General features: G+C 46.5%; 22 protein-coding genes. 9 read left to right on the forward strand and 13 right to left on the reverse strand.

Annotated features, from left to right (window positions below; all coding sequences use genetic code 11):
• Positions 1 to 331 precede the first annotated feature (331 nt).
• The 8 genes from RIB93_RS24695 to RIB93_RS24730 all read right to left on the reverse strand — a co-directional run bounded on the left by RIB93_RS24695 (position 332) and on the right by RIB93_RS24730 (position 12,786).
• Entirely contained in the window at positions 332 to 2,146 is a 1,815-nt protein-coding gene (locus tag RIB93_RS24695; RefSeq protein ID WP_446376633.1) for an IucA/IucC family protein, read from the reverse strand.
• A 110-nt stretch (positions 2,147 to 2,256) separates the two neighbouring features.
• Positions 2,257 to 3,630 (reverse strand): MFS transporter, encoded by a 1,374-nt coding sequence (locus tag RIB93_RS24700; RefSeq protein ID WP_446376635.1) that lies wholly within the window; start codon positions 3,628 to 3,630, stop codon positions 2,257 to 2,259.
• Positions 3,630 to 4,922, reverse strand: a complete 1,293-nt coding sequence (locus RIB93_RS24705) for a lysine N(6)-hydroxylase/L-ornithine N(5)-oxygenase family protein (RefSeq protein WP_446376637.1) — start codon at positions 4,920 to 4,922, stop codon at positions 3,630 to 3,632. The genes RIB93_RS24700 and RIB93_RS24705 overlap by 1 nt, the downstream gene beginning before the upstream one ends.
• Positions 4,923 to 4,926: 4 nt before the next feature.
• Positions 4,927 to 5,508, reverse strand: a complete 582-nt coding sequence (locus tag RIB93_RS24710; RefSeq protein WP_446376639.1) for a GNAT family N-acetyltransferase — start codon at positions 5,506 to 5,508, stop codon at positions 4,927 to 4,929.
• A 298-nt stretch (positions 5,509 to 5,806) separates the two neighbouring features.
• Positions 5,807 to 7,627: an IucA/IucC family protein gene (locus RIB93_RS24715; RefSeq protein WP_446376641.1), complete on the reverse strand. Its 1,821-nt coding sequence runs from the start codon at positions 7,625 to 7,627 to the stop codon at positions 5,807 to 5,809.
• A 224-nt stretch (positions 7,628 to 7,851) separates the two neighbouring features.
• The gene (locus tag RIB93_RS24720; protein WP_446376643.1) at positions 7,852 to 9,351 is read right to left on the reverse strand and encodes a pyridoxal phosphate-dependent decarboxylase family protein; all 1,500 of its coding nucleotides are present in this window, start codon (positions 9,349 to 9,351) and stop codon (positions 7,852 to 7,854) included.
• Positions 9,351 to 10,730, reverse strand: coding sequence for a diaminobutyrate--2-oxoglutarate transaminase (locus RIB93_RS24725; RefSeq protein ID WP_446376707.1), 1,380 nt, complete (start codon positions 10,728 to 10,730; stop codon positions 9,351 to 9,353). The genes RIB93_RS24720 and RIB93_RS24725 overlap by 1 nt, the downstream gene beginning before the upstream one ends.
• A gap of 334 nt (positions 10,731 to 11,064) precedes the next feature.
• Positions 11,065 to 12,786, reverse strand: coding sequence for a TonB family protein (locus RIB93_RS24730; RefSeq protein ID WP_446376645.1), 1,722 nt, complete (start codon positions 12,784 to 12,786; stop codon positions 11,065 to 11,067).
• Between the two features lie 589 nt (positions 12,787 to 13,375).
• Here RIB93_RS24730 and RIB93_RS24735 point away from each other — a divergent pair.
• The 6 genes from RIB93_RS24735 (at position 13,376) to RIB93_RS24760 (ending at position 18,272) form a co-directional block, all read left to right on the forward strand.
• Complete coding sequence (locus RIB93_RS24735; RefSeq protein WP_446376647.1) at positions 13,376 to 14,038, forward strand: MotA/TolQ/ExbB proton channel family protein; 663 nt, start codon at positions 13,376 to 13,378, stop codon at positions 14,036 to 14,038.
• Entirely contained in the window at positions 14,025 to 14,426 is a 402-nt protein-coding gene (locus tag RIB93_RS24740; RefSeq protein ID WP_446376649.1) for an ExbD/TolR family protein, read from the forward strand. Before RIB93_RS24735 ends, RIB93_RS24740 begins: the two co-directional genes overlap by 14 nt.
• Before the next feature lie 370 nt (positions 14,427 to 14,796).
• Positions 14,797 to 16,170 carry a GH1 family beta-glucosidase gene (locus tag RIB93_RS24745; RefSeq protein WP_446376651.1) on the forward strand — a complete coding sequence of 458 codons (1,374 nt, stop codon included), beginning with the start codon at positions 14,797 to 14,799 and terminating at the stop codon, positions 16,168 to 16,170.
• Positions 16,171 to 16,554: 384 nt separating this feature from the next.
• The gene (locus tag RIB93_RS24750) at positions 16,555 to 17,052 is read left to right on the forward strand and encodes a ScyD/ScyE family protein (RefSeq protein ID WP_446376653.1); all 498 of its coding nucleotides are present in this window, start codon (positions 16,555 to 16,557) and stop codon (positions 17,050 to 17,052) included.
• A complete protein-coding gene (locus RIB93_RS24755; RefSeq protein ID WP_446376655.1) occupies positions 17,031 to 17,174 on the forward strand; it encodes a PEP-CTERM sorting domain-containing protein in 144 nt (47 codons plus the stop codon). The genes RIB93_RS24750 and RIB93_RS24755 overlap by 22 nt, the downstream gene beginning before the upstream one ends.
• Positions 17,175 to 17,564: 390 nt before the next feature.
• Positions 17,565 to 18,272, forward strand: coding sequence for an N-acetylmannosamine-6-phosphate 2-epimerase (locus tag RIB93_RS24760; protein WP_446376657.1), 708 nt, complete (start codon positions 17,565 to 17,567; stop codon positions 18,270 to 18,272).
• Between the two features lie 497 nt (positions 18,273 to 18,769).
• Here RIB93_RS24760 and RIB93_RS24765 read toward each other — a convergent pair whose 3' ends face one another.
• The 4 genes from RIB93_RS24765 to RIB93_RS24780 all read right to left on the reverse strand — a co-directional run bounded on the left by RIB93_RS24765 (position 18,770) and on the right by RIB93_RS24780 (position 21,703).
• A complete protein-coding gene (locus RIB93_RS24765) occupies positions 18,770 to 19,912 on the reverse strand; it encodes a glycosyltransferase family 4 protein (protein ID WP_446376659.1) in 1,143 nt (380 codons plus the stop codon).
• Between the two features lie 179 nt (positions 19,913 to 20,091).
• Positions 20,092 to 20,574 carry a cytochrome b6-f complex subunit IV gene (gene petD / locus RIB93_RS24770; protein ID WP_446376661.1) on the reverse strand — a complete coding sequence of 161 codons (483 nt, stop codon included), beginning with the start codon at positions 20,572 to 20,574 and terminating at the stop codon, positions 20,092 to 20,094.
• A 56-nt stretch (positions 20,575 to 20,630) separates the two neighbouring features.
• Positions 20,631 to 21,299, reverse strand: a complete 669-nt coding sequence (petB, locus tag RIB93_RS24775; protein WP_446376662.1) for a cytochrome b6 — start codon at positions 21,297 to 21,299, stop codon at positions 20,631 to 20,633.
• A gap of 248 nt (positions 21,300 to 21,547) precedes the next feature.
• Positions 21,548 to 21,703: a hypothetical protein gene (locus tag RIB93_RS24780; RefSeq protein WP_446376664.1), complete on the reverse strand. Its 156-nt coding sequence runs from the start codon at positions 21,701 to 21,703 to the stop codon at positions 21,548 to 21,550.
• A 69-nt stretch (positions 21,704 to 21,772) separates the two neighbouring features.
• On the opposite strand from RIB93_RS24780, the gene ctpA reads away from it, so the two are divergent.
• On the forward strand, positions 21,773 to 23,011 hold the full coding sequence (gene ctpA, locus RIB93_RS24785; protein ID WP_446376666.1) for a carboxyl-terminal processing protease CtpA: 1,239 nt from the start codon (positions 21,773 to 21,775) through the stop codon (positions 23,009 to 23,011).
• 274 nt (positions 23,012 to 23,285) lie between these two features.
• Here ctpA and RIB93_RS24790 read toward each other — a convergent pair whose 3' ends face one another.
• A complete protein-coding gene (locus RIB93_RS24790) occupies positions 23,286 to 23,915 on the reverse strand; it encodes an MBL fold metallo-hydrolase (protein ID WP_446376668.1) in 630 nt (209 codons plus the stop codon).
• 157 nt (positions 23,916 to 24,072) lie between these two features.
• Between RIB93_RS24790 and RIB93_RS24795 the strand changes: the two genes are divergently transcribed.
• Together RIB93_RS24795 and RIB93_RS24800 are read left to right on the forward strand one after the other, a co-directional pair.
• Positions 24,073 to 25,377, forward strand: coding sequence for a site-2 protease family protein (locus RIB93_RS24795; RefSeq protein ID WP_446376709.1), 1,305 nt, complete (start codon positions 24,073 to 24,075; stop codon positions 25,375 to 25,377).
• A gap of 260 nt (positions 25,378 to 25,637) precedes the next feature.
• The gene (locus tag RIB93_RS24800) at positions 25,638 to 26,153 is read left to right on the forward strand and encodes an FHA domain-containing protein (RefSeq protein ID WP_446376670.1); all 516 of its coding nucleotides are present in this window, start codon (positions 25,638 to 25,640) and stop codon (positions 26,151 to 26,153) included.
• Positions 26,154 to 26,256 lie beyond the last annotated feature (103 nt).

The following is a 26,256-nucleotide window of genomic DNA, read 5'->3' on the forward strand; positions in this document are numbered from 1 at the left end:
GCAAGGGTACATTTTACCTGAGCAAGGTGATGCCATACTTATGAAGGATGCTACCCCATTTCCTTGCACTTTATCCACTGTCAATATGGCTCAAAGTATTGATAGCTAAGGGTTTCGGCTTTGTGCAGCAAGCCCTAATTAGGGGAAAGACCCCTCCCCAAACCCCTCCCCGACGCGGGGAGAGGCTTAGATTCTCCCCCTTCCCTCGCAGGGAAGGGGGCTGGGGGGTTAGGTCATCTAAATTGGCTAAAGCTTGATCGAACAGTCACCCAACTCTTAGGAGATCTGTTGGGTTTCGTTCCTCAACCTAACCTACAACGATCGGTCAATTTCATGACAAAATCGGCTCTTTTCCAACTTCGTACAACGCATTACTAACCTTGCCAAAAGCAGCAGCATGAGGACGATCGCCATCATCTGCATACCCATAAGTCAGCAAACGATTCCGATTCAGACAGAGTTTAGTAAATTCGGGTGCAAGTAAATTAAATAACTCAAATCGTTCCTGCAATTCGGGAAAACGCTGTTGATACTTTAAGATACTTTGGCGCACTTGTATCCAAAATTGACGTTCTGGATAATTGTGGTGAAGTTCCAACAAATCCGATAGATAACGGTGGTGACAGATAAACAACCCCGCGAAAATAAATTGGCAAAGTCCTTCTGGCGGTTCCGTTAATAAGACGGCTTTCAAATTTGGCGGTAATGATTCCAGTTCGGGTAACGGATGACGGCTAATATTCACATCATCCACAAAGTCTTTCATCGCTAAACGATGAGGAACAGAATTTTTAAGAACCAGAATCGTATTTTCACCATGGGGAGAAAATACAAGCCCGTAACGGTAAAGACAGTGTAATAGAGGCGGCAAAATTGTATTGAACAAGGGCTCTAACCAAGCATCTAAACTGAGTCCTGATTCCGCCACTAAACGAGACGCAAACAGTTGACCACTACCATCGACATGAAGCAGTGAGGCTAGAGTAATCGCCCGTTCATCAGGTTCAACATAAGCCAAGACACTTTCCCGCCACAGACACCCCAGCATTTCTTTATATTGATAGGGGGCGCTGGGGAGTTGGGCGTAGTAGGGATGATCATAGTTAATACTGGCAACTTCTCCCGGTAGAATTAGACGACATTCATGCCTTAAAAATGGGTCGCGATCGCAAATCGATTTTACCCATTCTGTAACCTGGGGTGCGATGACAGTTCTGTCTCCTGGTAGCCCGCGATATACCAAAGTATTCAGAATACTTAAGGGCAATTTAACGTGGCGTTTTTGGGGATAACTAATATTAGCAAAGGTGCGAATCGACTGTTGCGGTAAATAGCGATCGCGACTACAACCCAGATAGATTATCGCCCCTGTCGCTAATTCTCCAGCAAATAGGGGAATGATGATATTTTGCCACTGCCATTCATGCACAGGTAGGAAATAATAGTCTGATGAGTTGACATTTTTGGCGTTTAATGTTTTCTCAAATTCAGCCAGCGTTTCTGCCTCTAATTCCTCTTTAATTAATAGGGAATAGTCCAGTCCCGCAACCGAATTAAATTGGGCGCGGTCATGGCGAACAGCAATCCAATTTAGGTTGACAGGCTGTTTACATTCGGGGGCATAGTTTAGATAATCTTCATACCCAAAGCCAATTCGTCCTTTGTTAAACGTAATCCAAGGATGTCCCTCCATTTCTCCTTCTAAATGGGCATAATCTAGGGTCAACCAATCAATATTCTGATTATCTTTTGCGGCATAAATATGGGCATCAGCTAGCAACGTATTACTGAGTTCTTTAATTAAATGGGCAGTCGTTTCCGCCGTCATTCCCACAGCAACATGGGCATCTAAGACAAATTGGAAAGGATTAGACGCGGGTAACCAATCATGTCCTTGTCCTCGCTGAATCGATTCTGGGATAACCCGATAACTGTTAAATAAGCGAGGTTTAGCCGCAAAACGATAGGCGATACCTTCGGGTAAGGAGAGGTGATAGAGAGGCGGTTCATCATTTTGCTGAATCACTTCCGGCTGAATAATTTCTTCGTACATAAATTCCGACAGCATTTTTGCCAAGAGGATACGACCGACAGATTGCCAGCGTTCTGGCTGTAAAGCATGGTTGAGACTGTTTAAATGTTCCATAGTTGATAATTAATTAGTTTTGAGTTTGTAGGGGCGGGTTTTACTACTATCGTTTCTTCTCTCACCCAGATGTAACTAAACCCGCCCTGACTGAGTGCAAAAGTGTTGATTTAACTTCCCATCTCTCCCATTCTCTGTTCACTTTTGAAAGAACGGAAAACAGCGCATCGGGCAAAAATACTGTTAAACCCACAAATTGCGGCGGCGGTTAAAAATGGCGCGACTAAACTCTGGGTACTGACTAGCCAAGATGCCATTAATGGGGCGGCTAGATGTCCAACATTGGCAAAGGAAGTGGCAAGGCTATAGTTGAAATGGAGGCGATTATCGCGACTTTTGCCAAATAACTTTAATTCCAAAGCGGCTTGGGTAACAGCAAAACAGAAACCGTAAACCATTCGGGCTAAGACTAAAATTGTTAGGTTTTGTGTTTGTCCTTGCAGGTATAAACTCACCATGATTAAACCTATTCCCCAGGGATAAATAGTATTCAAACGTTCTGGCTGACAAGCTTGGCGAATGTACGGTAAGGCGACAATTGCCATAAGGCTGGGAATGAGAAAGAGTACACTACTCGTCAGCAGGCTGGTATTAAAGGGAGTCGCCGCTGTGACGTATGCCGTAAAATAGGGACGCACTAGGTTATTTGCCAGATGGAACGAGAGAATAACGACACCAATGGTAATCAAAAACGTCCAGTTATCTCCCTTAATTGGGGAAGTGTTGAGTTTTGACCCTTCACGACCTTCGAGGGCATGATTTTGAGACGTGCGCTTATGCGTCTGTAGGGGCGGGTTTAGGGACTTTCGTTTGCCTATTGACGTTAATCTTTGTACAAAACCCGCCCTGTCTAATCCTTCGCTTCGCTTTTCATCTTCCTTATCTCCCTTATCTTCCTCAACGGCTAACTCTACTCGCCGCGTTGATACTCCTCGCAGTACATAGAGACATAACCCCAATTGGAAAACATCAGCTAGGGCAATCCAATAAAACAACAGTAACGGCGATTCAAAGTTTACCATCCAAGCGCCAGTAATTGTCGCGCTGACAATTGCCCCATGAAATACCGCTTGATAGGTTCCAGCAACGGTTGGTCTTTGGGCTTCCCCGGCTAATTGAATAATTAAGGGATAAACCAACAAATAACTACTTTTAAACAGCAACAACACAATTGTGTAGACAAGAAACTGTTGGTGATTTGTCGCTGTTGCCATTAACGCCGTCATCACGGCTGTTGCTATCTGACCGACAAATAGCAAGTATTTTACCTCAAACCGACGGGCTAGAATTCCCCAAATTGGGGCGCAGAGTACCACGGTTAACCGACAAGCGAAAATGTAATAGCCGGTATAGGATAAGTCTTCTACGCCGAATACTTTGCGGAAAAACTGGGGATAGAATGGCGAGAGTAAAACCTCGTTAAAGATGGCTAGGAATACGCAGAGAAACAGTGCGCCCCAAACCCATTTCTGTCGCTGTTTCATCAGGCTACACCAAATTGCTGAAAAACGTTATGGCGTTGAACCGGGTAAATTGTTTGTCCGACAAGGGTATTGATAATCACAGAATTGCGATAAGCACCCAAGCCTAAATCAGGCGCACCAACGCCGTGAGTATGTAACTCGCCGTTTTGGACAAAAATCTGATTGGGAATCTCTTGGGTAAGGGCGAGGCGGTAATCAAGATTGACGATATAACGCCCTTGGTTATCCCACTGAATTAAGGGGCGAATTCCATCGATACAATCGGGAATCTGGTGTTCATAACCCGTTGCTAAAATAACACAATTGGTTTCATAAGTAAATCGTTGATCTTGTTGGACATGGCGATAACTGAGTCGATAGGTTGTTTTCCCGTTTGTGGTGATTGGTTCAACTTCTTTAACCTCGACTAAAGGTAACAATCGCACATCGGGACGATTACCCGCAACGGTACGTTCATAGAGTAAGTCATAGATTTGGGCAATAGTATTGAAGCTGATGCCTTTGTACAGTAAATTTTGCTGAGACAGTACGCGATCGCGTTTGGGTTGAGGTAAGCTATGGAAGTAGTGGATATAGTCGGGGGAGAAGTGTTCTAATCCCAGTTTGGAATATTCCATGGGTAAGAAACCAGCGGAACGAGTATGCCAGTCTAGGCGATAGTTGTATGTCTGTTGTTCTTGGAGAAGTTCATAGAAGACTTCCGCTGCACTTTGTCCGGAACCGATAACCGTAACTGACTGGGAATGACGTATGCGATCGCGCTGATGCAAAAATTGGGCAGAATGGAAGATATCTTGGGTTTCTAGTCCCTGAAAACAGGGGGGTATTTTGGGAACACTACCCACTCCTAAGACTAAATTGTGACAGTGATAAGTTGAGTTCTGGGTTTTCACCTCAAAACAGCCTAGAGATTCTTGCCAGGAAATAGTATCTACTTGTTCCCCGAAACGGCAACTTTGTAATTGTTGGGCAACCCATTGGCAATAGTGGTTATATTCACGCCGGGGAATATGAAAGTCTTCTAAAAAATAGAAGTGATAGAGACGGGATTGGGCGTTTAAGTAACTCAGGAAACTAAAGCGGCTACTGGGGTTTGCCATGGTTACTAAGTCGGCCAGGAAGGGAACTTGAATGGTGGTTCCTTCCATGAGTAAGCCGGGATGCCATTGGAATTGAGATTTCTGGTCTAAAAATAGGGCGTCGATTTCCGATAGGGGGTCTAATAATGCGGCTAACCCTAAATTAAAGGGTCCAATGCCGACGCCGATGATATCGTAGATGCGATTTGACATTTTTTTAACGGTTGAAGAACGTTTGGCGATGACAAAACATTAGGGTGGCTTGTTTTTCGGGAAGTTGAATATTGGTTTGGGGTTTAAAGCTACAGCGTTTAAAGATGTGAATCATTTTGGCGTTGCGGCTATCGGGTTCGGTAATAATTTTTTTGGTGTCTGGGTGTTGAAATTGAAAGGTTGTCATGGCGCGGAGTAAGGGAAGGGCATATCCTTTCCCTAAGTAGTCAGGTTCACCAATTAATAGGTGAATCCCTTGGTCTGTAGGATGGGCAGAATAGTATTGGGCGATTCTATCTTCACTTGCCCAATAGGATTCCCAGTAACTCATAGGTACGCCATCTAAGCAACCGATATAAAGGGTTTGGTGGGTATCGGCGAGGGTTTTTTCTAAATGGTTCCGCATTTGGTCTAGGGTAAGGGCTAGGTTCCAAAAGGGAATAACATGGGGTTGATTCATCCAGTTATGAAGGAAGGATAAATCTTGGTCGAGAATAAGGGGACGAAAGGTAATGTGTTTATTGATATCAGGGTCAAAGGTTTGGTAGGTAGGTTTGGGTTGAGTAATGGTGTTTGTGGGTGACATTCGTCGATTGATTTGAATAATGTAGTCTTGCCTTGTACTTGTAGGGGCGAGTCGCTGGATTATCATTTAGGGGACAGCCGATTATGTTTCTTGACTCGCCCTCATCTGAAGTCGGAAGTACCATTTGTTTTCAGCCAAATTCCTTGAATTAATTTGAGTGATTAAAATCATGTAGGGGCGGGTTTCATTACTATCGTTTAAAATGGTGCGTTACGCTACGCTAACGCACCCTACACCCGCCCCAAATCAGGGTTCTAGTTTGTTAGCAATGGTGTTGGGTTTCGTTCCTCAACCCAACCTACTTGCTGTTGCTATTGCCTATTCCCTCTTCCCTCTTCCCCAAAGGATTATCAATACTGACATAAACAGACTGGGTCGCAACCGAACCCACTAATTCATCCATATCATGAAAACGAGTCAGCAAATTAGCTTTACAGCGCAGTTGAGTTTGAGATAAAAGAGTGGGTAAGAGTACAGAACCTCCCATCTGCAAAATTGCCTGTTTTTCTAAAGTCATTCGCAGTTCGGCTAACAGTACCTTTTCATCCACTAATCCGGCAACCCCAAAGGCATTGATTAAGCCAAACAGGTTATTTAAGAATAGGTAATACCCTAATCGTTCATCAATAACTGCATTATCGCAAAAAGTTTGACTTTTTTGGCTAATCCCTGGCAAAATACCCTCTAATTGCTGAGAAAAAGATTGTCCGTAGTAATACCCTTGATTATCCCGGTCAAAGAACCGGAATGGATAACCGTCTTGTAATTGCAATACACTATTTTGCTGATGGGCTTCGATGGCAATTCCATACGTAAAATACAGCCAAAGAATCGGTTCCAAGGAAATTTTTAGATAACGCTGAAACCAGTCTACACTAACTTTTGCTGTTGACTGTTGTTCTTGTTTGGCAAGCTGATGAATAATGTGAGCTAATCGCGAACCATCACCAAAGATAGAGTCTTGACATAGGGCAATTAAACAAGTGGCATCGGTTTCAGGATGCTGGATGAATGGATTTTCTCGTAAAATGGTTGAGAAACTATCCTGAGGTTCCCCGTTCATCTTGATTGTAATATAAGCGGGGTCACGAATGATCGAAAATTGAGGAAATTTTTCTCGCAAGTCTTGACCAATTTTACCCTCAAGCAGGCGATAAACTTCTACACTTCGTTCCAATTCTTTATATAAGTTGGTTCGCACCGAATTTGTGATTTTGACGTTTAACGATAATTTCAGCATAAATGCTGATTCAGGATGATAGACTGTGCGAATCGATGAGGTGGGTAGAAAGGCGCGACCTTGCTGTCCTAAATCTTGGAGTAATCCCTGCTTGAATAAGCTTTGAACAGTAGGTTGATGCTGGAGAAATTTGGCTTGCCAAGGGTGTACAGGGAGTAGGCTGTAGTCGTACTCCTGACAATAGGTTTGCTTAAATTCACTATCTATCTCTGGGTCAGATTGTAATTGTGTCTTAATTAGGGATGTTGCTGTCTGGGGGAGGGCGGAACCTTCCTGAACAATTGAATGATGGACGCGGAAATAATGGAGGGCAAACTTTCCTTTAAGTTCCGGGGAATAGGTAAATAGTTCCTCATTGGAAAATCCCTGACGGCTTTTAGGGGTGGGGTGTAAATGATGTCCAAATACGAGAGATTGTTCAGTTTCGCCAAATGAACTGGTAAATCCATAAAGGAGTTCGGCATCTCGACGGCGATGCTTGACAAATTGTTCAATATTCCAACAGCTTTGAATCACTCGTAGCAGTAATTCATCGCAGTGATTCGCACTCCCTTGGGCGAGCGCAAGTTCTTTGGTGAGAAGGGCGACTAAGGTTACATAGTCAAGTTCTAACTGATTCCCGTTTGCGGTTTGGTAATAGAGGGGAAAGGAGAATAAATGGCGTCCTGTAGGAGACCAATATCGTATTTTGGCAATGAGTTGTACGCCTTGATGGGGTAAATTACAGCGAATTTCTTGGGGGTTGGGACTGGTAATGCCTGTTTCTCGCAGATAACAATTGAGAAAGCTTTGAATCGTGGCGTGTTCGGCAATTTGTTTGTCCGTGGGATTGAGATGGGCTGGGGAATTGCTGGCTTCTACGATTGTGGGTTCTATCATGTCTATGATTTCTATAAGTAGGTGGTTCGTGTATTTAAGATGAATGGCGCTGACTTAAGGCTGGTGGGCAATGCCCACCCTACGGTATATCAAGAAAGTATGTAGCGCAATGTCTGTAGGGGCGGGTTTCACTATTATCTTTTGGGTTGTATCCATAAGTGACTAAACCCGCCCCGATTCAGGTTTATAGACGTCCCGTGAAAAGGGCTAAGGGGGATCATATTTCATGTTCCGGTTAATTCTAATTGATGACAAAGGTGTTGAATTTGGTGTAAAAGTTGCCTGATATTGTCAACAGTAGTCTTGGGATTGAGTAGGGTGAATTTCAAGTAAATTTGTTGACCAATCTGAGTTTGGGCGAGAACGGCTTCTCCGTTTTCCATCAAAGTTGTGCGAATTTGACGATTGATGGAATTACTAGAGGAGGGGTGCTGGGAACAATAGCGGAATACGACAGCATTAATGGTGGGATGATTGACTAATTCCAGGTTGGGCTCGGCGTCAATTAATTGGGCAGTTTGGACAGCTAAATCAATTGTGGTATCGATTAAATTAGCGAATCCTTTACGTCCCAAGGTTTGTAAGGAAACAAATAATTTTAGGGCATCAAAACGGCGGGAGGTTTGTATGGATTTGGTGACTAAATCGGGAATCCCAGCTTCGACATTGGTCTGAGGATTGAGATAGTCGGCATGGAGTGCGATCGCGTTAAACTCAGATCGGTCTTTCAGTAGGAATGCGCCGCAGCTAATTGGTTGGTAAAATAGCTTATGGAAGTCTACGGCAATAGAGTCGGCAAATTCAATTCCTGTGAGTTTATGCCGATGGCGATCGCTCATTATTAATGCGCCCCCATAAGCGGCATCAATGTGGAACCAAAGTCCGTGGTTTTGGGCAATTGCTGCTAGTTCGAGTAACGGATCAATGCTGCCAAAGTCGGTGGTGCCAACAGTGCCAACTAGGGCAATCGGTAACAGGTTTTGCTGATCAAGTTGGGCTAACTGATGGGTCAGGGCGTGAGGACAAAGGCGATAGTTGCTATCCGTTTCAACGGGGACGACAGCCTGTTCTCCTAATCCCAGCAAAGCGGCGGCTTGACGGATGGTAAAATGAGAGACGGCTGAGGATAAAATCCGTAACCGAGAAGCGTCTGGCGGTAATCCTTGCTGCTGTACAGACCAATTGAACCGATCGCGCAGATAACGATCACGGGCAAGTAACAATCCCATAAAATTGGATTGGGTTCCCCCACTGGTAAAAATACCATCACTGGTCTGTTCGTATCCAAATAGCTGACACAGCCAATTAATTACCTGTTGTTCCAGTAAGGTAGCAGCGGGACTCTGATCCCACGAATCCATCGATTGATTGCTAGCGGCTATTAACACCTCGGCGGCTAAGGCGGGGATTAAGGGGGGACAATGCAAGTGGGCGATGCAAGTGGGATGGGATACAACCACAGAGTTATTGAGAATCGTCTCACCTGTATAGTTAAGAATCTCTCTTAATTGCTTGCCCTGTTCGGGACAAGTCTCACGAGTTGCCAGAATCCGGGCTAACTCATCCGGATTCACGCCGCTATAGGGTCGAGTTTGGTTAGCCAAGTAATCAATCACAACCTGCTGGGCAGTTGCGATCGCATCTTGGTAGGCGGCGATACTGTCCCCAGAATTACCGAGAAAGCCGTTTAGGTTATGCAGGGATGTCTGCGTTAGTTGCACCATCAGCCCACCTCCGGAAACTCAACCACTGACAGCATCTGCTGTTGGGCGGCGTTAACGGCGGCTTGGAAGATCTCGGCAATTTGGTCAATTTGTTCCGCCGTGACAATTAAAGGTGGTAGAAAACGAACCACACTACCCCAACGTCCGCCAATCTCAACAATTAAGCCACGATGCACACATTCCTGTTGAATGGCTTTAGCTAGCCCCGAATGGGCAGGATAGCAGCCGCGCCGATCCGCTGAGGCTTCCGGGTTAACCATTTCCACGCCAATCATTAAGCCTCGTCCGCGAATATCTCCCATGCAGGGAAATTCAGACTGAATCTGATACAAGTGATTCATCAACCGCTTACCCATCGCGGCGGCGTGTTCCGTCAAGTGGTTTTCCTGGATATAGCCCAAGGTAGCGATTCCGGCTGCCATAGCTAACTGATTACCTCGGAAGGTGCCGGCGTGCGCCCCTGGTGCCCAGACGTCGAGTTCTTGGTTATAGAGGACGACGGATAGAGGTAAACTGCCACCAATGGCTTTGGACAACAGCACCACGTCTGGGATAATTCCGGAATGCTCAAAGGCATACAGTTTACCCGTGCGCCCCCAGCCCGTCTGGATTTCATCCACAATTAAGGGAATAGTGCGATCGCGGGTCATGCGTCGGATTTGCCGCATCCAGTGATCCGGTGCCGGAATCACGCCCCCTTCTCCCTGAACGATTTCTAAAATCATCCCGGCTGGGGGAATAATCCCGCTTTCTGGGTCATCCAGAAGATGTTCAATATAGCGGCTAGCCAAGCTATAGCCCACTTCCCCACCAAATCCAAAGGGACAGCGATAGTGATAGGGATAGGGCAGAAAATGCACATCTGCCATTAACCCCGCCACCTCTGTTTTCGGTGCCAGATTCCCGGTTAAACTCAACGCCCCGTGGGTCATCCCGTGATATCCCCCTTGGAACGAGAGTAAGCTACGTCGCCCCGTTGCTGTTTTCACCAGCTTCACCGCCGCTTCCACCGCATCCGCCCCAGAGGGTCCGCAGAACTGAATCTTGGCATTCCGGGCAAAGGCGGGTGGCAAACTGGCGAATAGTTCTTCAACGAATTGGTCTTTAATCGGTGTGGTCAGGTCTAGGGTGTGTAAGGGGAGATTGTCATTTAACACACGCTGCATTGCCTCCAATACAACGGGATGATTATGTCCCAGGGCTAAAGTTCCAGCACCCGCTAAACAGTCCAAATACAGGTTCCCATCGGCATCTTTAACATAAATCCCCTTGGCTTCACGCATGGCAATGGGAATCCGCCGGGGATAGCTGCGGGCATTTGATTCCCGTTGGGTCTGGCGTTGGAGATACCAGTGGGATATTCGACCCGGTAAGGACACTTGACAACCAATTTCTTGACCAGGTGAAACAGGATGGATTCCTTCTGCCTTTCTACGGTCGCGATCGCTCTGTGGCGATAGAAGGGTTGGTTCCTCTAAATGAGAATAATTCTCAGCTTTTTGCACGTTCAAATACCTCTAGCTTGTGCAGTAGTCTTTCAGGTAGCGTCAAAACAATTGAAATAGTTTCTCAAAAAATTCTCTCATCTAAGTTTAGAAGCATAGAGCTAAATAAGAATACTTGTCAATAGCTGAGTGAATTTTTTTTCGGCATTGGTTCGTAGTTGGCACTTTAGTGCCATCAGCGAAGACAGCGCTTACTACAAACTTCCTTTCATTCAGGTGGTATGGCTTCCTCCACAGGTTCTAGGGGAATTGATGGCTCCGGAATTGGCGAGGGTTCCACCGATGGCGGTTCATCGGGAACTGAGAAAGAATCAGGAGTTGTTGGCGATACTTCCGGAATGGGCGATGGTTCGACAGATGGTGATGGAGGAACGACAGGTTCTGTGTCGAAGCCAAAATCAGGCGGCTCGGAGCTATTCTGTTCTCGCTGTTCTTCAAGCGCTTGACGTTCCCGCTTTCGCTGTTCTTCACGAGCTTGGCGTTCCCGCTCTCGTTGTTCCTCAAGAGCTTGGCGTTCACGAGCTTGACGTTCTCGGCGTTCGCGAGCTTGACGCTCAACGTCAGAACCTTGTTGAGCAAAGGTAAAGGGTACGGAGATACCACGCCAGCCACTCTCTGATGCTGCTAATTGCCACCGTCTTACAGTAGAGAGAGCTGTTTCATCCAGGATGTCGTAACCGCTAGAACTGGCAAGTCTGACATTGCTGACATTTCCTGTGGAATCAGCATCGAAGACTATTTGTACCGTTCCTTCTAAACCTCGTCGTTTAGCTCTCCGAGGATAGTCGGGATCGGGACAGCTCCGACAATTGAGCAAAGCGTCTCTTGAACCGGGTTTTGGGCTATCGCTCTCATCCTCCTCATCGTCATCAAAGGTTGTGGGTGGTAAAGGTGGACTCGGTTTAGCGGCTAAGGGTGAATCCTCTCCAGATTCCTCACCTATTCCTTCACCAAAATCCCCTGAGTCATCCCCTATCTGGGAACCATTTCCGGAATCCGTCCCGGTTCCAGCTTGAGTGTCGCCTGTATCATTATCTAAACCCGAGTTACTGTCCCCGGCGTTGGCGGAGTCAGAAGACGAGTTGCTCTCACTTTCTCCACTGGTATCGCTTAACGACTCTGTTTCATTGCTGGTAACAGTTTGACCTCCTGACGCATTATCAGGTTTCTTGAAAATATCTCGAATGGGTTTGAACCAAGACGAATCAGAGGGGGGTTCCTCTATCTGGTTTGGCGTCGATTCAGGTGTTGAGGTCGGTTCTGTTGGCAAATTCGCCACAGGTGTCGGCGTTGGTTCCGGAGTTTTTTGCGGTTCCGGTGTTTCAACGGGTTCAGGTTCGGGTTTTGTCTCTACCTCCGGTGTTTGAATAGGTTCAGGTTCCGGTTTTGTTTCTACCTCCGGTGTTTGAATAGGTTCAGGTTCCGGTTTCGCTTTTACCTCCGGTGTTTCAACAGGTTCAGGTTCGGGTTTTGTTTCTACCTCCGGTGTTTGAATAGGTTCAGGTTTAGGTTTCCGTTTTACAGGAGGCGTTGCTATAGGGTTTGGCAGAGTGACAGGCTGGATGGAACCGGACGAGTTTTCCGAAGAACTCGATGGGGGCGATAGCGCAATATCTGGTGTAGACGTTCCTGCTGGCGATGATGCAGCAGAGGCTTCATTAGCGCCACCACCTTGAGCGTTACCCCCAGAATCGTTTGAGTCTTCTGCTTGATTGTTTGAATTGGGTGCTACAGCTTGAGGGCTGGGCGCATCGAGGACGATAATTTCAATCGGTTCTTCTGCCAGCCCAGGCGTTTTGACCCAAAGATGGGTAAGCATCAGCACGACGACATGCAGTGCCAGCGAACCCACAAGGCTATAGGTAACAAAAGACCGAATAGCCTCGTCTTCTTTGTCTCGCTGCTCTACAGCGAGCGTTGACAAGCCCATAGCTTATTGACATTAGTTTTCAGTTGCTTAAGTAACGTAAGCGACCCCTGTGCAAATGTCAATACACAATTTAATTGAGAGGGCTGATTGCAGAGTGCCGATTGAATCGCCATATCCCCATATAGAAAGGGTTTTCAGCTCTAAAAACTTTTTGAATAAAAAATTTTTTACAGAATGGGCTTGACAAGTGATTCTCACTAGCTCTACATTTTTTGAGAACTTGTATCATTTACTGGCGAACACCAAACTGTGTCAATCGGGCTACAACAGGCGTATTCGTTGACAAACTTGCAGTCGGAAACACATAGGATACTGCTGGCGAACTTGGAAAACCTAACCCCCCAGCCCCCTTCCCTGCAAGGATACTGCTGGCGAATTGGAAAAACCTAACCCCCCAGCCCCCTTCCCTGCGAGGGAAGGGGGAGATGGAAGCCTTTTCCACATAACAAATATATTCCGGTTCCCTCTCCTTGTAGGAGAGGGCTAGGGAGAGGTTCGGGGTTAAGGGGTCAACCAACAGGTTCATAGTAGATGGGGTATTTGCAAGTTGCTTGTCTTGCCTTTGTTCAAAAAACGGTCTCACTCTTAGATGGAAGTCAATAATATATTTAGTGCAGGTGGCGTAGTCATGTTGCCCCTGCTGGGATTTTCTGTGCTAGCGATCGCGCTGGCGATAGAACGTGCGGCGTTTTGGTTTCGCGTGAATCGACGACAACGCCGTTTGGTGCGAGACGTGCTGTCTCTTTATCGACGTGATCCCATAGATGCGATTAAAACCCTAAAAGCAAATGCGGATCTACCCATTGCCCGAGTCTTTTTGACGGCGTTAGAACTCGAACAACCCACCCCAGAGGAATTTCGGCTGGCTTTAGAAAGCGAGGCGCAAGCGGAGATACCGATACTCAAACGATTTAGCGTCGCCTTTGAAACCATTATTGGGCTTTCACCCATGCTGGGTTTGTTGGGAACCGTCTTGGGTTTAATTAACTCCTTCGCTTCCCTGCGCGTGGGTGATATCGGCGCAAGTCAATCCACTGGTGTCACAGGCGGGATTAGTGAAGCGTTGGTGTCTACCGCCGCCGGGTTAGTTGTGGCGATGTTTACGCTGATGGTATCTAACATTTTTCGCGGGTTTTATCTACGTCAAATCGCGCTGATCCAGGAATATGGCGGTCAACTGGAACTACTCTACCGCCGTCGCTACGAAAAACAAAAACAGATAAAAGGAGAACCAGAATATGCATCTACCTGATGAGCCAGAGGTGCCAACTCAGATCAACATCGTCCCCATGATTGATGTGATCTTTGCTATCTTGGCTTTTTTCATTATCTCAACCCTATTTTTGACCCGATCTGAAGGATTACCTGTCAATTTACCCCAGGCAAAAACAGCTAATGTTCAACCCTCGACTAAAATTACCGTGACGATTGATCCGAAAGGACAGTTATCACTGAACCGCCAGTCGATTCAACTAGATGGCTTAGAAACTGAAGTGCGCCAGCTTATTGAACCCAACTCGGAGGCGTTGGTTATCGTTCAAGCCGATACTGTGGTTGATCATGGTCAAGTTGTTGCTGTCATGGATCGGTTGCGTGAGATTCCGGGGGCGAAATTAGCGATCGCGACTAAACAACCTTGAGCAGTCGTACAAAATTTACCCCGTCAGATTTCGTTATCGGTTCGTTGTCATTGGTCATTAGTCATTTGTACAGCGTTTTCAGACTCAATGTGATACACGCATGGCTTCGCTTAACGCACTACAAGGATGGCTCTTCCGTACTTGTTGTGATAACGCAAGCTTATAATCTAGTCATATCAAGATTTTTAGCCTTTCTTCATCATTTATTTTGTATAATATGCTACGTTTTTCACCAAGTATCCGGGAGACCCCAAGGATTTCCTGATTATTGATATTAAGGTTTAAATGCCAAACACTTTAATAAGGTTTGAATAAATTATTTTCCACTCTGATTCAGGTACAATGCTGGCAGCTAATCCAACAGTGAGTTATGATCAGCTATCAATTTCCAGAGAAGTTCTGGTGGGGAAGTGCCACAGCTTCCTATCAAATCGAAGGTGCAGTAAACGAAGGTGGGCGCAAACCAAGTGTCTGGGATACATTTAGTGCTACCCCTGGACGTACCCTGAACGGCGATACAGGTGCTGTGGCTTGTGACCATTATCATCGCTACGAACACGATATAGACTTAATGGCGCAACTGGGTATTCAGCACTATCGGTTTAGTATCGCCTGGTCACGAATTATTCCCGATGGTCGTGGTACGGTGAATGAACAAGGGATTGATTTTTATAAGCGTTTGGTGGATTGCTTGCGGGATAAGGGGATTACTCCCCACGCGACTTTGTTTCACTGGGACTCCCCCCAGGCGTTAGAAGAGGCTTATGGTTCCTGGCAAAGTCGGCAAATGGCAATCGATTATGCTGACTATGTTACCGCCGTTGTCAGTCGATTAGGCGATCGCATTACCCATTGGATGACGCTAAATGAAATACCCTGCTTTACTCACTGGGGTTATGGGGTTGATTCTGATCCGCCTCATGCACCGGGAACGCGGGTGAGTTCACTCAAGCAGGTGTGGCAAACCTCTCACCACGCCCTTTTAGCCCATGGTTTAGGATGTCAAGCCATTCGCGCCGCATCTCCTGTTCCCTGTTCGGTTAGTTTAGTCGATAATTTTGCGGTAACCGTACCGATTACCGAATCTCCTGATCATATAGAGGCGGCTAAAAAAGCATTTCATACCTGTGGACAAAATGGCGGGATTATTTTCCCCGCCTTAACTGGAAAGTATAGTCCGGCGTTGTTGGAACAGTTAGGCGAGAATGCGCCCGATATTCAGGATGGAGACTTAGAAACCATTCATCAACCTTTGGATGTTCTGGGGTTTAATGTTTATTTCGGTGATTATGTTCGCGCTGTTGATAATGAATGCGGATATGAGGTTATCGATTTTCCCGAACATTATCCGAAACTAAATATGCCATGGTTGCATATTTTACCCGATTGTATTTATTGGGGCATTCGCCATATTAGTGAAACAGTAGGGCGTCCCGATTTACCCATTGTGATTACTGAAAACGGTTGTGCTGTTGCGGATGAGTTAAATAGTCAGGGGGAAGTTATCGATATTGACCGCATTTTTTACCTGCGTCAGCATTTGCGATCGGCTCATCGGGCTATTTCTGAAGGATATCCCCTAAATGGATATTTCCTTTGGAGTTTGATGGATAACTTTGAATGGTCTTATGGCTATGATCGTCGATTTGGATTGATTTATATTGATTATCCCACTCAAAACCGGATTCCGAAAGCCAGCTTTGATTGGTATCGAGAATGTATTAGAACCAATCGAGTGGTGTAGGATGGGATTAATTATACCAAATAGGGCTTTCTTTCTCTACCTTGAAGTTTATGTCCCTCTACTGGCGTGGCACAGCTAACATAGTGGAATAGATTTTACCATTAAATCGGGCGCAAGTCTTTGCGCCCCTACAGTTTCGCTACACAGACAGATCCCCGACTTCTCCAAGAATTCGGGGATCTTGCTTTCAGAATAATAATGTATAACGAGCTGTTATAAACGCAATCCACCTATAGGTATAAATATTTTTATAAGCTGTTAATTTTGACTAAATTACTCTATTTTATTCCTGAAAAAGTAAAGCTTTATAAACGTTTCCAGCCTATCACCAGAACAGTTAAGAATCAGCGGTAACATGATACCGTTCAAATTCAAAAATTAATCATGTTCAAGAAACTGACAATCGCGGCGGCGGGAACTGCATTAATGGCGTTTGGTGTCTCAGAAGCAGCACAAGCAGCCAGCTTTAACGTTGACGTATTAGCCAGTGATTTAAATAGTCCTAGAGGTTTAACGATTGGTTCTGATGGCGCTCTCTATGCGACAGAAGCCGGGAAAGGGGGTTCAGGTTCCTGTATTCCCTCGCCAAGTCGCCCTGAGGTTGACCTGTGTTATGGAGCAACAGGTAGGTTACTCCGCATTCAGGATGGAGTCACAGAACCGATTGTGACAGGTTTGCCCTCGATCGCATCCCCCCAAGATGGCACGGAAGCCACAGGTTCCCATGATATCGCCTTTGATGCGACGGGACAGGCTTATGTTTTGGTGGGGTTGGGGAGTAATCCAGGGAATCGCGATCAACTGCCAACGTCTGACTTTGCTCAGTTACTGAAGATTAATGATCTGAATGGAGAACCGTCTTGGACTGCGATCGCGGATTAGTTGATTTGACTGATGGAACTTCAGTTCCCGAATCGACTTCTATTGTCGGGTTATTGGCGATTGGTGCTTGTGGTGTTGTTGCCCAGTTACGGCGCAAACAAAAGTCGGTTACTGTGATTTAAAAATTAAGATGAAAGCGAGATATAGCGTGTCAACTTAAGACTTTGTATCACTAACGCTCAAAGTTTAGATCCCCCTAAATCCCCCTTAAAAAGGGGGACTTTGATTAATTATGGTTCCCCTGGTTCCCCTGGTTCCCCTGCTTTTCCTATCTACTATGTTTGAGCGCAACTCGGTATAAGTAAGGCTTCCAGCCTTAAGTTGACACCAATGGCAAGCCTTGCGCCCCTACATTCGCCTCTTCCATGGGTGTATCATCAGCACTGGGGATTGCTATGATATCACTTTTTTTCACTCCCTTTATCCCTTGGGTACTTTTGCCTTCTACCCCTTCTGCCTTGGAGCCTTCTGCCTTATCCCAACCAAACGGGGGAAATTAACCCAAATTGAATATGACAGCCAATTCTCAGAACTTAATTTCAGTGTTACGTCACGGTTTGATTGTCTCTTGTCAAGCCCCTGTTGACTCGCCTCTCCATGATCCATTGGTGATTGCGGCGATGGCACAAGCCTCCGTGAATCAGGGCGCGGTTGGGGTGCGAATTGATACCCCTGCCCATATTCAAGCGGTGCGAAAGCAATGTCCGACAACACCGATTATTGGGTTGTGGAAACAGCAGATAGCGGGTTCTGAGGTTTACATTACCCCTCAATTTGATCATGCCCAGGCGATCGCGTTAGCTGGGGCTGATATTATTGCCCTTGATGCTACGTTACGACAACGCCCTGGCGGGGAAACCCTCTCTGAATTAATTCCCCGAATTCACGCGGAATTAGAGAAACCAGTGATGGCAGATATCGATACGATTGAAAATGCTATCGCCGCCGTGAACGCTGGGGCTGATGTTGTGGGAACAACCCTGTATGGTTACACCGCTTCAACCCAACATCTTCAGCCACCAGGATTTGAACTTTTGTCCCAAATCGTCGAACAGTTAGGAGTACCAACGATCTGTGAAGGGGGGATTGCCTCGCCCCAGATGGCACAACAAGCCCTCCAGTTAGGTGCTGATGCTGTGGTGGTGGGAACAGCGATTACGGGGATTGATTGGCAGGTTCAAGCTTATCAAAAGGCGATGAGGGATGGTTATGAATTATGAATAATGAATTTGAATTTCCTATTTTGTTGGATTTACGGTAAAATGAAAGGTTTTGTTCGGGTATTCCTATTGCCCATGCGATCGCAAAAGTGAAAAAATGTAAATAGAGCGGTAGTCCGCGACTAGGGGTATTCGGGTTCAGGTGCGAAACATTCCCAGGTTCAGCGCAGGGTGGTGGCGATTGGCATATAGACTTGCGATCGCTAAACCGGGGGTTGACCAAGATTGTAAAGAATTGCAACTAATGTGCATAACCTCTAGCCAAGTGGACGTATTTCCTAGTGGAGGTGATGGTTATGCTGACATTCTTGATTTTGATTGCCTACCTTACAGGTTCTGCAATTTTCCTCGATGTTTTATTTAAGGAAGAATTAGAGCAGTTTTAAGGAGGTAGAGACAGTAAGTATAGCAGTAGACACATCGAAGCAAGATCCCCGACTTCTTGGAGAAGTCGGGGATCTGTCTGTGTACCTTACTTACTTGAAAAGCGCTATAAGTTAGTTATACAAGAGTTGTTTAAACTGTTCCTGAAAAGCATCTCGGCTAAATTGAGCCAGACATTGTTCTCGCAACCACTTCCCATCACAGCGCTGATCCTCTCCTTTAAGGATTTCAATACAGGCTGCTGCTACGGCGTCCGGATCACGGTGCGGTACTCGCCAGCCTAAACGTCCATCTTGTAAGGGATCAGCCGATCCATCTGCGTCCCCAGCTAATACAGGTTTACCACATGCCATGGCTTCTAGATAAACAATACCAAAGCCTTCTTGAGAGGGCATGATATAAGCATCCGCTACGCGGTAATGTTCAACTAAGTCACTGGTGGGAACAAACCCAGCAAAAACCACGCGATCGCGAACACCAAGTTCTTGAGTCAATTGGGCTAATCTAGGCTGATCATCACCGCGCCCAATGACTAAATATTTTACATCTGGGAAAACCGTCGCGATTTTAGGGAGGGCGCGAATCGTCACATCCACTCCCTTATAAATATCCCCTGACCACAGACGGGCTACAGTCATTAGTACCTTAGCCCCTGCCAAATCATATCGCTCAATTAACGCTGGAGACTTCTCACCCGGCGTAAAAACATCTGTATCCACCATACAGGGTAGAATCTTAACCTGACGGGGATCTAAGTCATTCGCCGCACAAGCGCGATCGCGACTGTAGCGACTAATTGTCCAGATTTGAGTCGCACCAGTCAGCGCCCGACGTTGGGAATTGGGTAATTCTTGCCAAACTTCCTTGCCATACGTCAAAACGGTGTAAGGAATACCCAATGGTTGACAAAGAAACTGAATCAGAGGTGCTAAGTTAATATGACCACAAAAGACATGCTTGGGACGTTTTTGCCACAAACAAAGTCCAAGCGCTGCGGCTAGCCTGAGACGCCCTAACATTGGCGGTTTGGTTTGCAGGTAACGAAATTTTAGACAGGGAACATCAAATGGATTGTCGCAATCTGGGCTATCCCGGAGTAAAAATATCTCAGCGCCTATCTCGGCTTCAGTTTGAGCCTGAATGGATATATAAGCTTGTAATATATTTTTGACGTAAGATTGAATCCCGCCTTCAATCGCAAAAATCTCTAGAAAAACAAATAAATGATGAGTTGGGGTATTCTTTAGACTCCTCAATTTTTTCTTTTCCCCCGACCTACTAATGCTGTATGTTTAAATTCTTCCTAACCCCAATATTACTCGAATAAGTTCTATTTGGCTGTTCCCTGTTCCCTGATAATATAACACCTGCCATTGCCTTAGATAGAGAAATAACTAAGACAGCGACAGGTGTTAAGTTCAAAGACTTTGAACGTTTAGAACAAACCCAAAGTAAACGATTTGTCAATCGGGAATGTTGCACCAATACCCATCCACAGCGTAACCAGGGTACCAATCATAAAGACAGTGGTTGCCACTGGGCGGCGGAAGGGGTTTTGGAACTTGTTGACGTTTTCGATAAAGGGAACCAGGATTAGACCAAGTGGAATCGCTCCCGTTAACGCAATCCCCAAGAGTTTATTAGGAACAACGCGCAGAATTTGGAATGAAGGATAGAGATACCATTCCGGTAGGATTTCTAGGGGAGTGGCAAACGGATCAGAGGGTTCGCCAATCATCGCTGGATCAAGGACAGCTAGAGCAACGCATAGAGCGATTGTCCCCATAATCACGATTGGGAAGGTGTAAAGCAGGTCATTGGGCCAAGCGGGTTCACCGTAGTAGTTGTGACCCATGCCTTGAGCCAATTTTTCGCGTAATTTGGGATCACTGAGATCCGGCTTTTTCAGAATTGACATGATTTTAAATGTCCTTAATCAACAAAGAGTAGCACGTCTTTGTCAGGAATCGCAGTTTAGAGGGGACCAGAGATACCCTGCTTGCGAATCATGATAAAGTGCAGCAGCATGAAGACGGCAATGAGCCAAGGAAGAACAAAGGTGTGTAGGCTGTAGAAGCGAGTCAAGGTAGATTGACCAACACTTTGACCGCCACGAATAAGTTCAACGATTAAGGAACCAACTACAGGAATCGCATCAGGAACACCGGAGACGATTTTGACCGCCCAGTAACCCACTTGATCCCAAGGTAGAGAGTATCCTGTCACGCCAAAGGAAACGGTAATGACTGCCAAAATTACGCCTGTTACCCAGGTCAATTCCCGTGGCTTTTTGAATCCGCCTGTCAGATAAACCCGGAAGACGTGCAAAATCATCATTAGCACCATCATACTGGCAGACCAGCGATGGACGGAACGGATCAGCCAACCGAAGTTGACATCCGTCATGATGTACTGTACAGACGAAAATGCCTCAGTGACCGTTGGTCTGTAGTAAAAGGTCATGGCAAATCCAGTAGCGAACTGGATAATAAAGCAAACCAGAGTAATTCCACCGAGACAGTAGAAGATATTAACGTGGGGAGGAACGTACTTTGATGTTACGTCTTCAGCTAATGCCTGAATTTCTAGACGCTCCTCAAACCAGTTAAAAGCTTTTGATTCAGTTACCTGCTTAGAAAACATGAAGCCAGAATTTTTAGAAGGATATTGCTGGAAAGCGCGTGAGCTAATCCTGGATAGGGTTAAGTCTATCAGGAAATGAGATAGCTCTGGGGCTAGCGTGTTGAATACCGCTGGGGCGGAATCTTTGTATCGGGAACACTGACCCGATTTGAAATTGCTCTATGAGAAATGTAACATAACTTGACAAGAGTCGTCCTTTGTCATTTGTTGAAAACTACTTGCACTCTGTCGGGGCGGGTTTAGGAATATCAGGGTGAAAACCAAACGTTAGCGGTAAAACCCGCCCCTACAGCTCCCCCAGCTCCCCCAGCTCCCCCAGCTCCCCCAGCTCCCCCAGCTCCCCTGCTCCCCTGCTTCCCATCTGCGCCAACCGTAAGGAGGCGAAAACTGTACCCCTGGCACACTTATTTCTCAGACTTTGCCAAACTAGGTAAATGAGAGCATCAAAGCCTAGCGTTAATTTTTGTTGAGTTATGCCAAAACGATCATTCTGGGTTGGACTGATAATCCTTTGCCAAATTGTCCTGTTATGGGTGGGGTGGACTCCCTCAGCTTCAGCATCGACTCAAGAACAACAACTATTTTCCGAAGCGTGGCGGATTGTCTCGCAAGCGTATGTGGATGACTCCTTTAACGAGCAAAACTGGTGGCTGGTGCGCCAGAAAACTCTGAAGAAGGATTTAGAGAACCGTGATGCCACTTACAAGGCGATTGAGGGCATGTTAGCCACTCTGGATGATCCCTACACGCGACTGCTGAAACCGAGTCAATATCGCAGTCTCAAGGTGAATACATCCGGTGAACTGTCTGGTGTGGGGTTACAAATTGCCCTGGATGATGAAACCGGGCAATTAGCTGTTGTCGCGCCCATCGCTGGATCTCCCGCCGAGGAAGCCGGCATTCAACCGCGCGATCGCATTGTGGCAATTGATGGCGAAACCACAGCCGCTTTAACCCTTGATCAAGCCGCCGCCCGGATGCGTGGACCCGTTGGCACGAGTGTTACCCTATCCATTCAGAGTAAGGACGAGCAACCTAGGGTGATTGAACTGGTGCGCGATCGCATTGCCCTCAATCCAGTTTATGCCGCACTCGATTCTGAATCCAACAGCATCCCCATTGGCTACATTCGCTTAACCCAATTTAGTGCCAATGCGCCCACGGAAGTCGAAGCTGCGATTAACCAACTTGAACAAGAAGGAGCAAATGCTTACATTCTCGATCTGCGGAATAATCCCGGCGGTTTATTGCAGGCGGGTTTAGAAATTGCGCGTCTTTGGCTGGATCGTGGCACTATTGTCTATACCGTTAATCGCAATGGCATGATGGGCAGTTTTGATGCTTTTGGACAGGCAGTTACAGAAGCACCATTAGTCGTATTAGTCAACCAGGGAAGTGCCAGCGCCAGTGAAATTTTAGCGGGCGCACTTCAAGATAATGGTAGAGCGGAACTTGTCGGGGAACGAACCTTTGGGAAAGGGTTAATTCAGTCCTTATTTGACTTATCTGACGGATCAGGGTTAGCCGTAACTGTTGCTAAGTACGAAACTCCCAATCATCGAGATATCAACAAGTTAGGGATTACGCCGGATTGGGAAGTGTCTCTTGATCCGGTTCCTGTGACTCGTGCGGGTACAGCCTCAGATCGCCAATATCAAGCCGCCGTGGAGTTATTATCGGGGGATTCTGTCCTCGCCGCTAAAGCCGCATAAGTTACATATGGGGGAGCGGGGGGAGCGGGGGGAGCAGGAGGAGCAGAGGGAGCTGGGGAAGCTGGGGGAGCCTGGAAGCCGATTCTGTAGGGGCGGGTTTTACCCATAACGTTTTGACACCAACCGATAACTGAACTAAACCCGCCCTTCCTCAGGATTCAGGGGACGCCAAAATTAATAGAGCTGATCCGAGCCGTCAAAACTTAGTCGGGGCGGGTTTAGTGACATCGGGGTGAGGGAGGAAACGATAATAGTGAAACCCGCCCCTACACCATCAAACTAGGTCAATTTGAGACAACCGTTGATAAGCCTGATCGATCGCGCCTTTTCCTCGGAGTGCGCCAGTATTTGCTCCAGGGCAAATATAACTCAAGGTGTCTGGTGTAAAGCGATCGAGGAGAAATTGGAGGCTGCGAAGTTGCCGTTGCCAGTGAAATGTTTTTGACACTCGCAAGGGCATTGGTTCTCCCTCTGAGTTCGGTAGCAAATGGCGTCCAGAAAACAATACGCCCCCTTCCTGGTTGTAGTAAAGGCAAGCGGAACCCGGAGAATGACCCGGTGTCCAGATAGCCGTACAGCGATCGCAAATTGTCAACTCTCGCTGAAAGGGGGTAACTTGGGCGCTGGGTAGCAGGTAGGCTTCTTGTTCTTGAATCACCAGCTTACAGCCAAAGGCTTCCTGAATCTCCTGGGCTTTGCCAATACCGCCGCGATGGGTAATGAACAAACAGGATACACCGCCGTGATCCCGCAAAAATTGGTGGGTGACATCATTCCAAGCTGGACAATCAATCAATACCCCAGCCCCATTCTCTACAATGAAATAAGCTGTACCTCCTAAGGTGTCGCGATTGGGTGGAAATGCGAAAATGTGATTAAGGACTGGGCGTGGGGATTTGAACACAGTAGGTTATTGATTTGGCGATGAGCTGAGAAAAGAAACACACTGATCCGTTTGATACCAATCAGGTTACACAATTGGGGTGGGTCTGTAATTATCAGACACTTTGACTAATCTTAGTCAAGATTTTGCTTTTATCACGAATAGTTATCTGTACATCATGGAACTCTGGTTACTCCTAATTTTACTTGTTTTCATTGCCTACTTTATTGGCAGGTACTCGGTTACCAGGATGAACCGGATGCCGACACCCTCTCAAAACTCAGCGACTGGATCAACGGTTTCCCAGGCGGCTGAAAAGTTAGGACTGCGTCCAATAACCAAGCAGGAAGAAACGGAACTGCGAAATTGTTTTCCCTGGGGGGTTTACTATCTCCAAAATCTGGAGTATCGTCCCCAAGCGGTTTTATGTCGGGGTAAACTCCGCACGAATCCGGATGCGGCTTACAAAACAGTGCGGAAAAATGTTGAGGCAGAATTTGGCGATCGCTTTTTTGTGATTTTTCAGGAAAGCTTCAGTGGGAAACCTTTCTTTGCGCTGGTTCCCAACCCCTACACCCAGTCTAGAGACAAACGGTTGCAGGACGAGTTAACCCGACCGGGGCTAGCATTAGCTCTCTTTGTGATTACCTTGTTTACCACAACTGTGGTGGGTGCTACCCAAATTGCCGGACTTTCTCCCGAACAAGTGCAATCCAACCCAGAGGCGTTACTGAGAGGATTGCCTTATGCCTTAGCCCTGATGGCAATTTTAGGGATTCACGAACTCGGTCATTACCTCGTCGCGATGTATTACAAAATGCGGACGACTCTCCCCTACTTTATCCCTATACCCTTTTTCTTAGGTACCTTTGGCGCATTTATCCAGATGCGATCGCCTGTACCTAATCGCAAAGCCTTATTTGACGTAGGCATTGCCGGTCCCGTGGCGGGGTTACTGGTTGCCCTTCCCCTGCTATTCTGGGGGTTAGCCCATTCTAGTCCGGTTCCGTTGACGGAAGAATCGGGATTGGTGAATATCCAATCCTTAGATCCGCGTTTTTCCCTATTGCTGTCTGTGATCAGCAAATGGGCATTAGGTAGTCAATTCATGCCCGATATGGCAATCAACCTGCATCCAGTCGCTGTGGCTGGGTATATTGGGTTAGTCGTCACGGCATTTAATTTAATGCCCGTCGGTCAACTGGATGGCGGTCATGTTATCCACGCCATGTTTGGACAGAGAACTGGTGCAGCCATTGGTCAACTGAGTCGCTTATTGATGTTGGTTTTGGCATTCCTACAACCCGATTTACTCCTGTGGGCGATTATATTAATCTTGCTACCCGTTGTCGATGAACCCGCGTTGAACGATGTTTCAGAATTGGATAACTGGCGAGATTTTGCCGGATTGCTAGCGCTGACTGTTTTGGTGAGTATTCTCTTACCCGTTCCGGGAACCCTGTCTCAATGGTTGAATTTTTAGGCGTCGCCAGTCCTTTAGTTTTCGATATAGCATGAAAGAAACGCAATCTTATTTCTTCGGCTCTCTAGAGCGTTCTCCGGGGACGCCTAATGTAGAGTAGCGGAAAATCCTAACCTGCTAAGATATTTGTTGTCCCCTTGTCTCCCTTATCTCCCTTGTCCCGAAGAGTTGCGATCGCCCAATGGTTAAACTAGATCAAACTACTGTGGGTTATTCGCTTGTCGTTGTTACCGCCTTCGGTAAACCCAAGGATAAAAAAAATGTCTCAAACTGAAACTTCCCGATTCCAAAAACCTGCCAACAACAGCACCCCCAAGGACTTACATCAGTCTTCTGAGGCTTCAGATGCTCAAGAAAGCCATCTATTGCTGGTGCAAGATGATGAAGGACGCCGAATCGTTCCCTTAGACGCGGAAGTCTATTCCCTTGGTCGATCACCGAATTGCGATATCCGCTTGTTCTCCATGTTTGTCTCGAACCAACATGCGACGTTACGACGGATAGCACTTGATGACGGGTCTTACTGCTACAAAATTATGGATGGCAATCTCCAAGGTCAACCTAGCACCAATGGTATCTTGGTTAATGGTCGTAAAATTAGTGCTTACGAACTTAAAGATAGCGATCACGTTATGTTTAGCGGTAGTTCAGGCGTGAGTGCGAAATACTACCGACTGAAGCCCGAAGATAAAAGACTTAAGTCCGAAGACAAACAAAGCGGATCTCAAGACCCGTTTGATATTACTCTAATTGACCCCAGTGTGTTAGACGGCTAGACTCGAGTAGAATTTACTCCATCAAATTTTAGGAGGGCAAATTTCAGGAGGGGTTCGTCGTCATTAGTCATTGGTTAATTGGGAGTACGTGTGATAATAAATA

Origin of the sequence: Coleofasciculus sp. D1-CHI-01 (assembly GCF_040218875.1) — a bacterium.
Lineage (GTDB): Bacteria > Cyanobacteriota > Cyanobacteriia > Cyanobacteriales > Coleofasciculaceae > Coleofasciculus.

Coding starts and splice junctions, on each gene's coding strand:
- RIB93_RS24695 (WP_446376633.1), bottom strand. CDS start 2,146: ATGGAACATTTAAACAGTCTCAACCATGCTTTACAGCCAGAACGCTGG.
- RIB93_RS24700 (WP_446376635.1), bottom strand. CDS start 3,630: ATGAAACAGCGACAGAAATGGGTTTGGGGCGCACTGTTTCTCTGCGTA.
- RIB93_RS24705 (WP_446376637.1), bottom strand. CDS start 4,922: ATGTCAAATCGCATCTACGATATCATCGGCGTCGGCATTGGACCCTTT.
- RIB93_RS24710 (WP_446376639.1), bottom strand. CDS start 5,508: ATGTCACCCACAAACACCATTACTCAACCCAAACCTACCTACCAAACC.
- RIB93_RS24715 (WP_446376641.1), bottom strand. CDS start 7,627: ATGATAGAACCCACAATCGTAGAAGCCAGCAATTCCCCAGCCCATCTC.
- RIB93_RS24720 (WP_446376643.1), bottom strand. CDS start 9,351: ATGGTGCAACTAACGCAGACATCCCTGCATAACCTAAACGGCTTTCTC.
- RIB93_RS24730 (WP_446376645.1), bottom strand. CDS start 12,786: ATGGGCTTGTCAACGCTCGCTGTAGAGCAGCGAGACAAAGAAGACGAG.
- RIB93_RS24735 (WP_446376647.1), top strand. CDS start 13,376: ATGGAAGTCAATAATATATTTAGTGCAGGTGGCGTAGTCATGTTGCCC.
- RIB93_RS24740 (WP_446376649.1), top strand. CDS start 14,025: ATGCATCTACCTGATGAGCCAGAGGTGCCAACTCAGATCAACATCGTC.
- RIB93_RS24745 (WP_446376651.1), top strand. CDS start 14,797: ATGATCAGCTATCAATTTCCAGAGAAGTTCTGGTGGGGAAGTGCCACA.
- RIB93_RS24750 (WP_446376653.1), top strand. CDS start 16,555: ATGTTCAAGAAACTGACAATCGCGGCGGCGGGAACTGCATTAATGGCG.
- RIB93_RS24760 (WP_446376657.1), top strand. CDS start 17,565: ATGACAGCCAATTCTCAGAACTTAATTTCAGTGTTACGTCACGGTTTG.
- petD (WP_446376661.1), bottom strand. CDS start 20,574: ATGTCAATTCTGAAAAAGCCGGATCTCAGTGATCCCAAATTACGCGAA.
- petB (WP_446376662.1), bottom strand. CDS start 21,299: ATGTTTTCTAAGCAGGTAACTGAATCAAAAGCTTTTAACTGGTTTGAG.
- ctpA (WP_446376666.1), top strand. CDS start 21,773: ATGCCAAAACGATCATTCTGGGTTGGACTGATAATCCTTTGCCAAATT.
- RIB93_RS24795 (WP_446376709.1), top strand. CDS start 24,073: ATGGAACTCTGGTTACTCCTAATTTTACTTGTTTTCATTGCCTACTTT.
- RIB93_RS24800 (WP_446376670.1), top strand. CDS start 25,638: ATGTCTCAAACTGAAACTTCCCGATTCCAAAAACCTGCCAACAACAGC.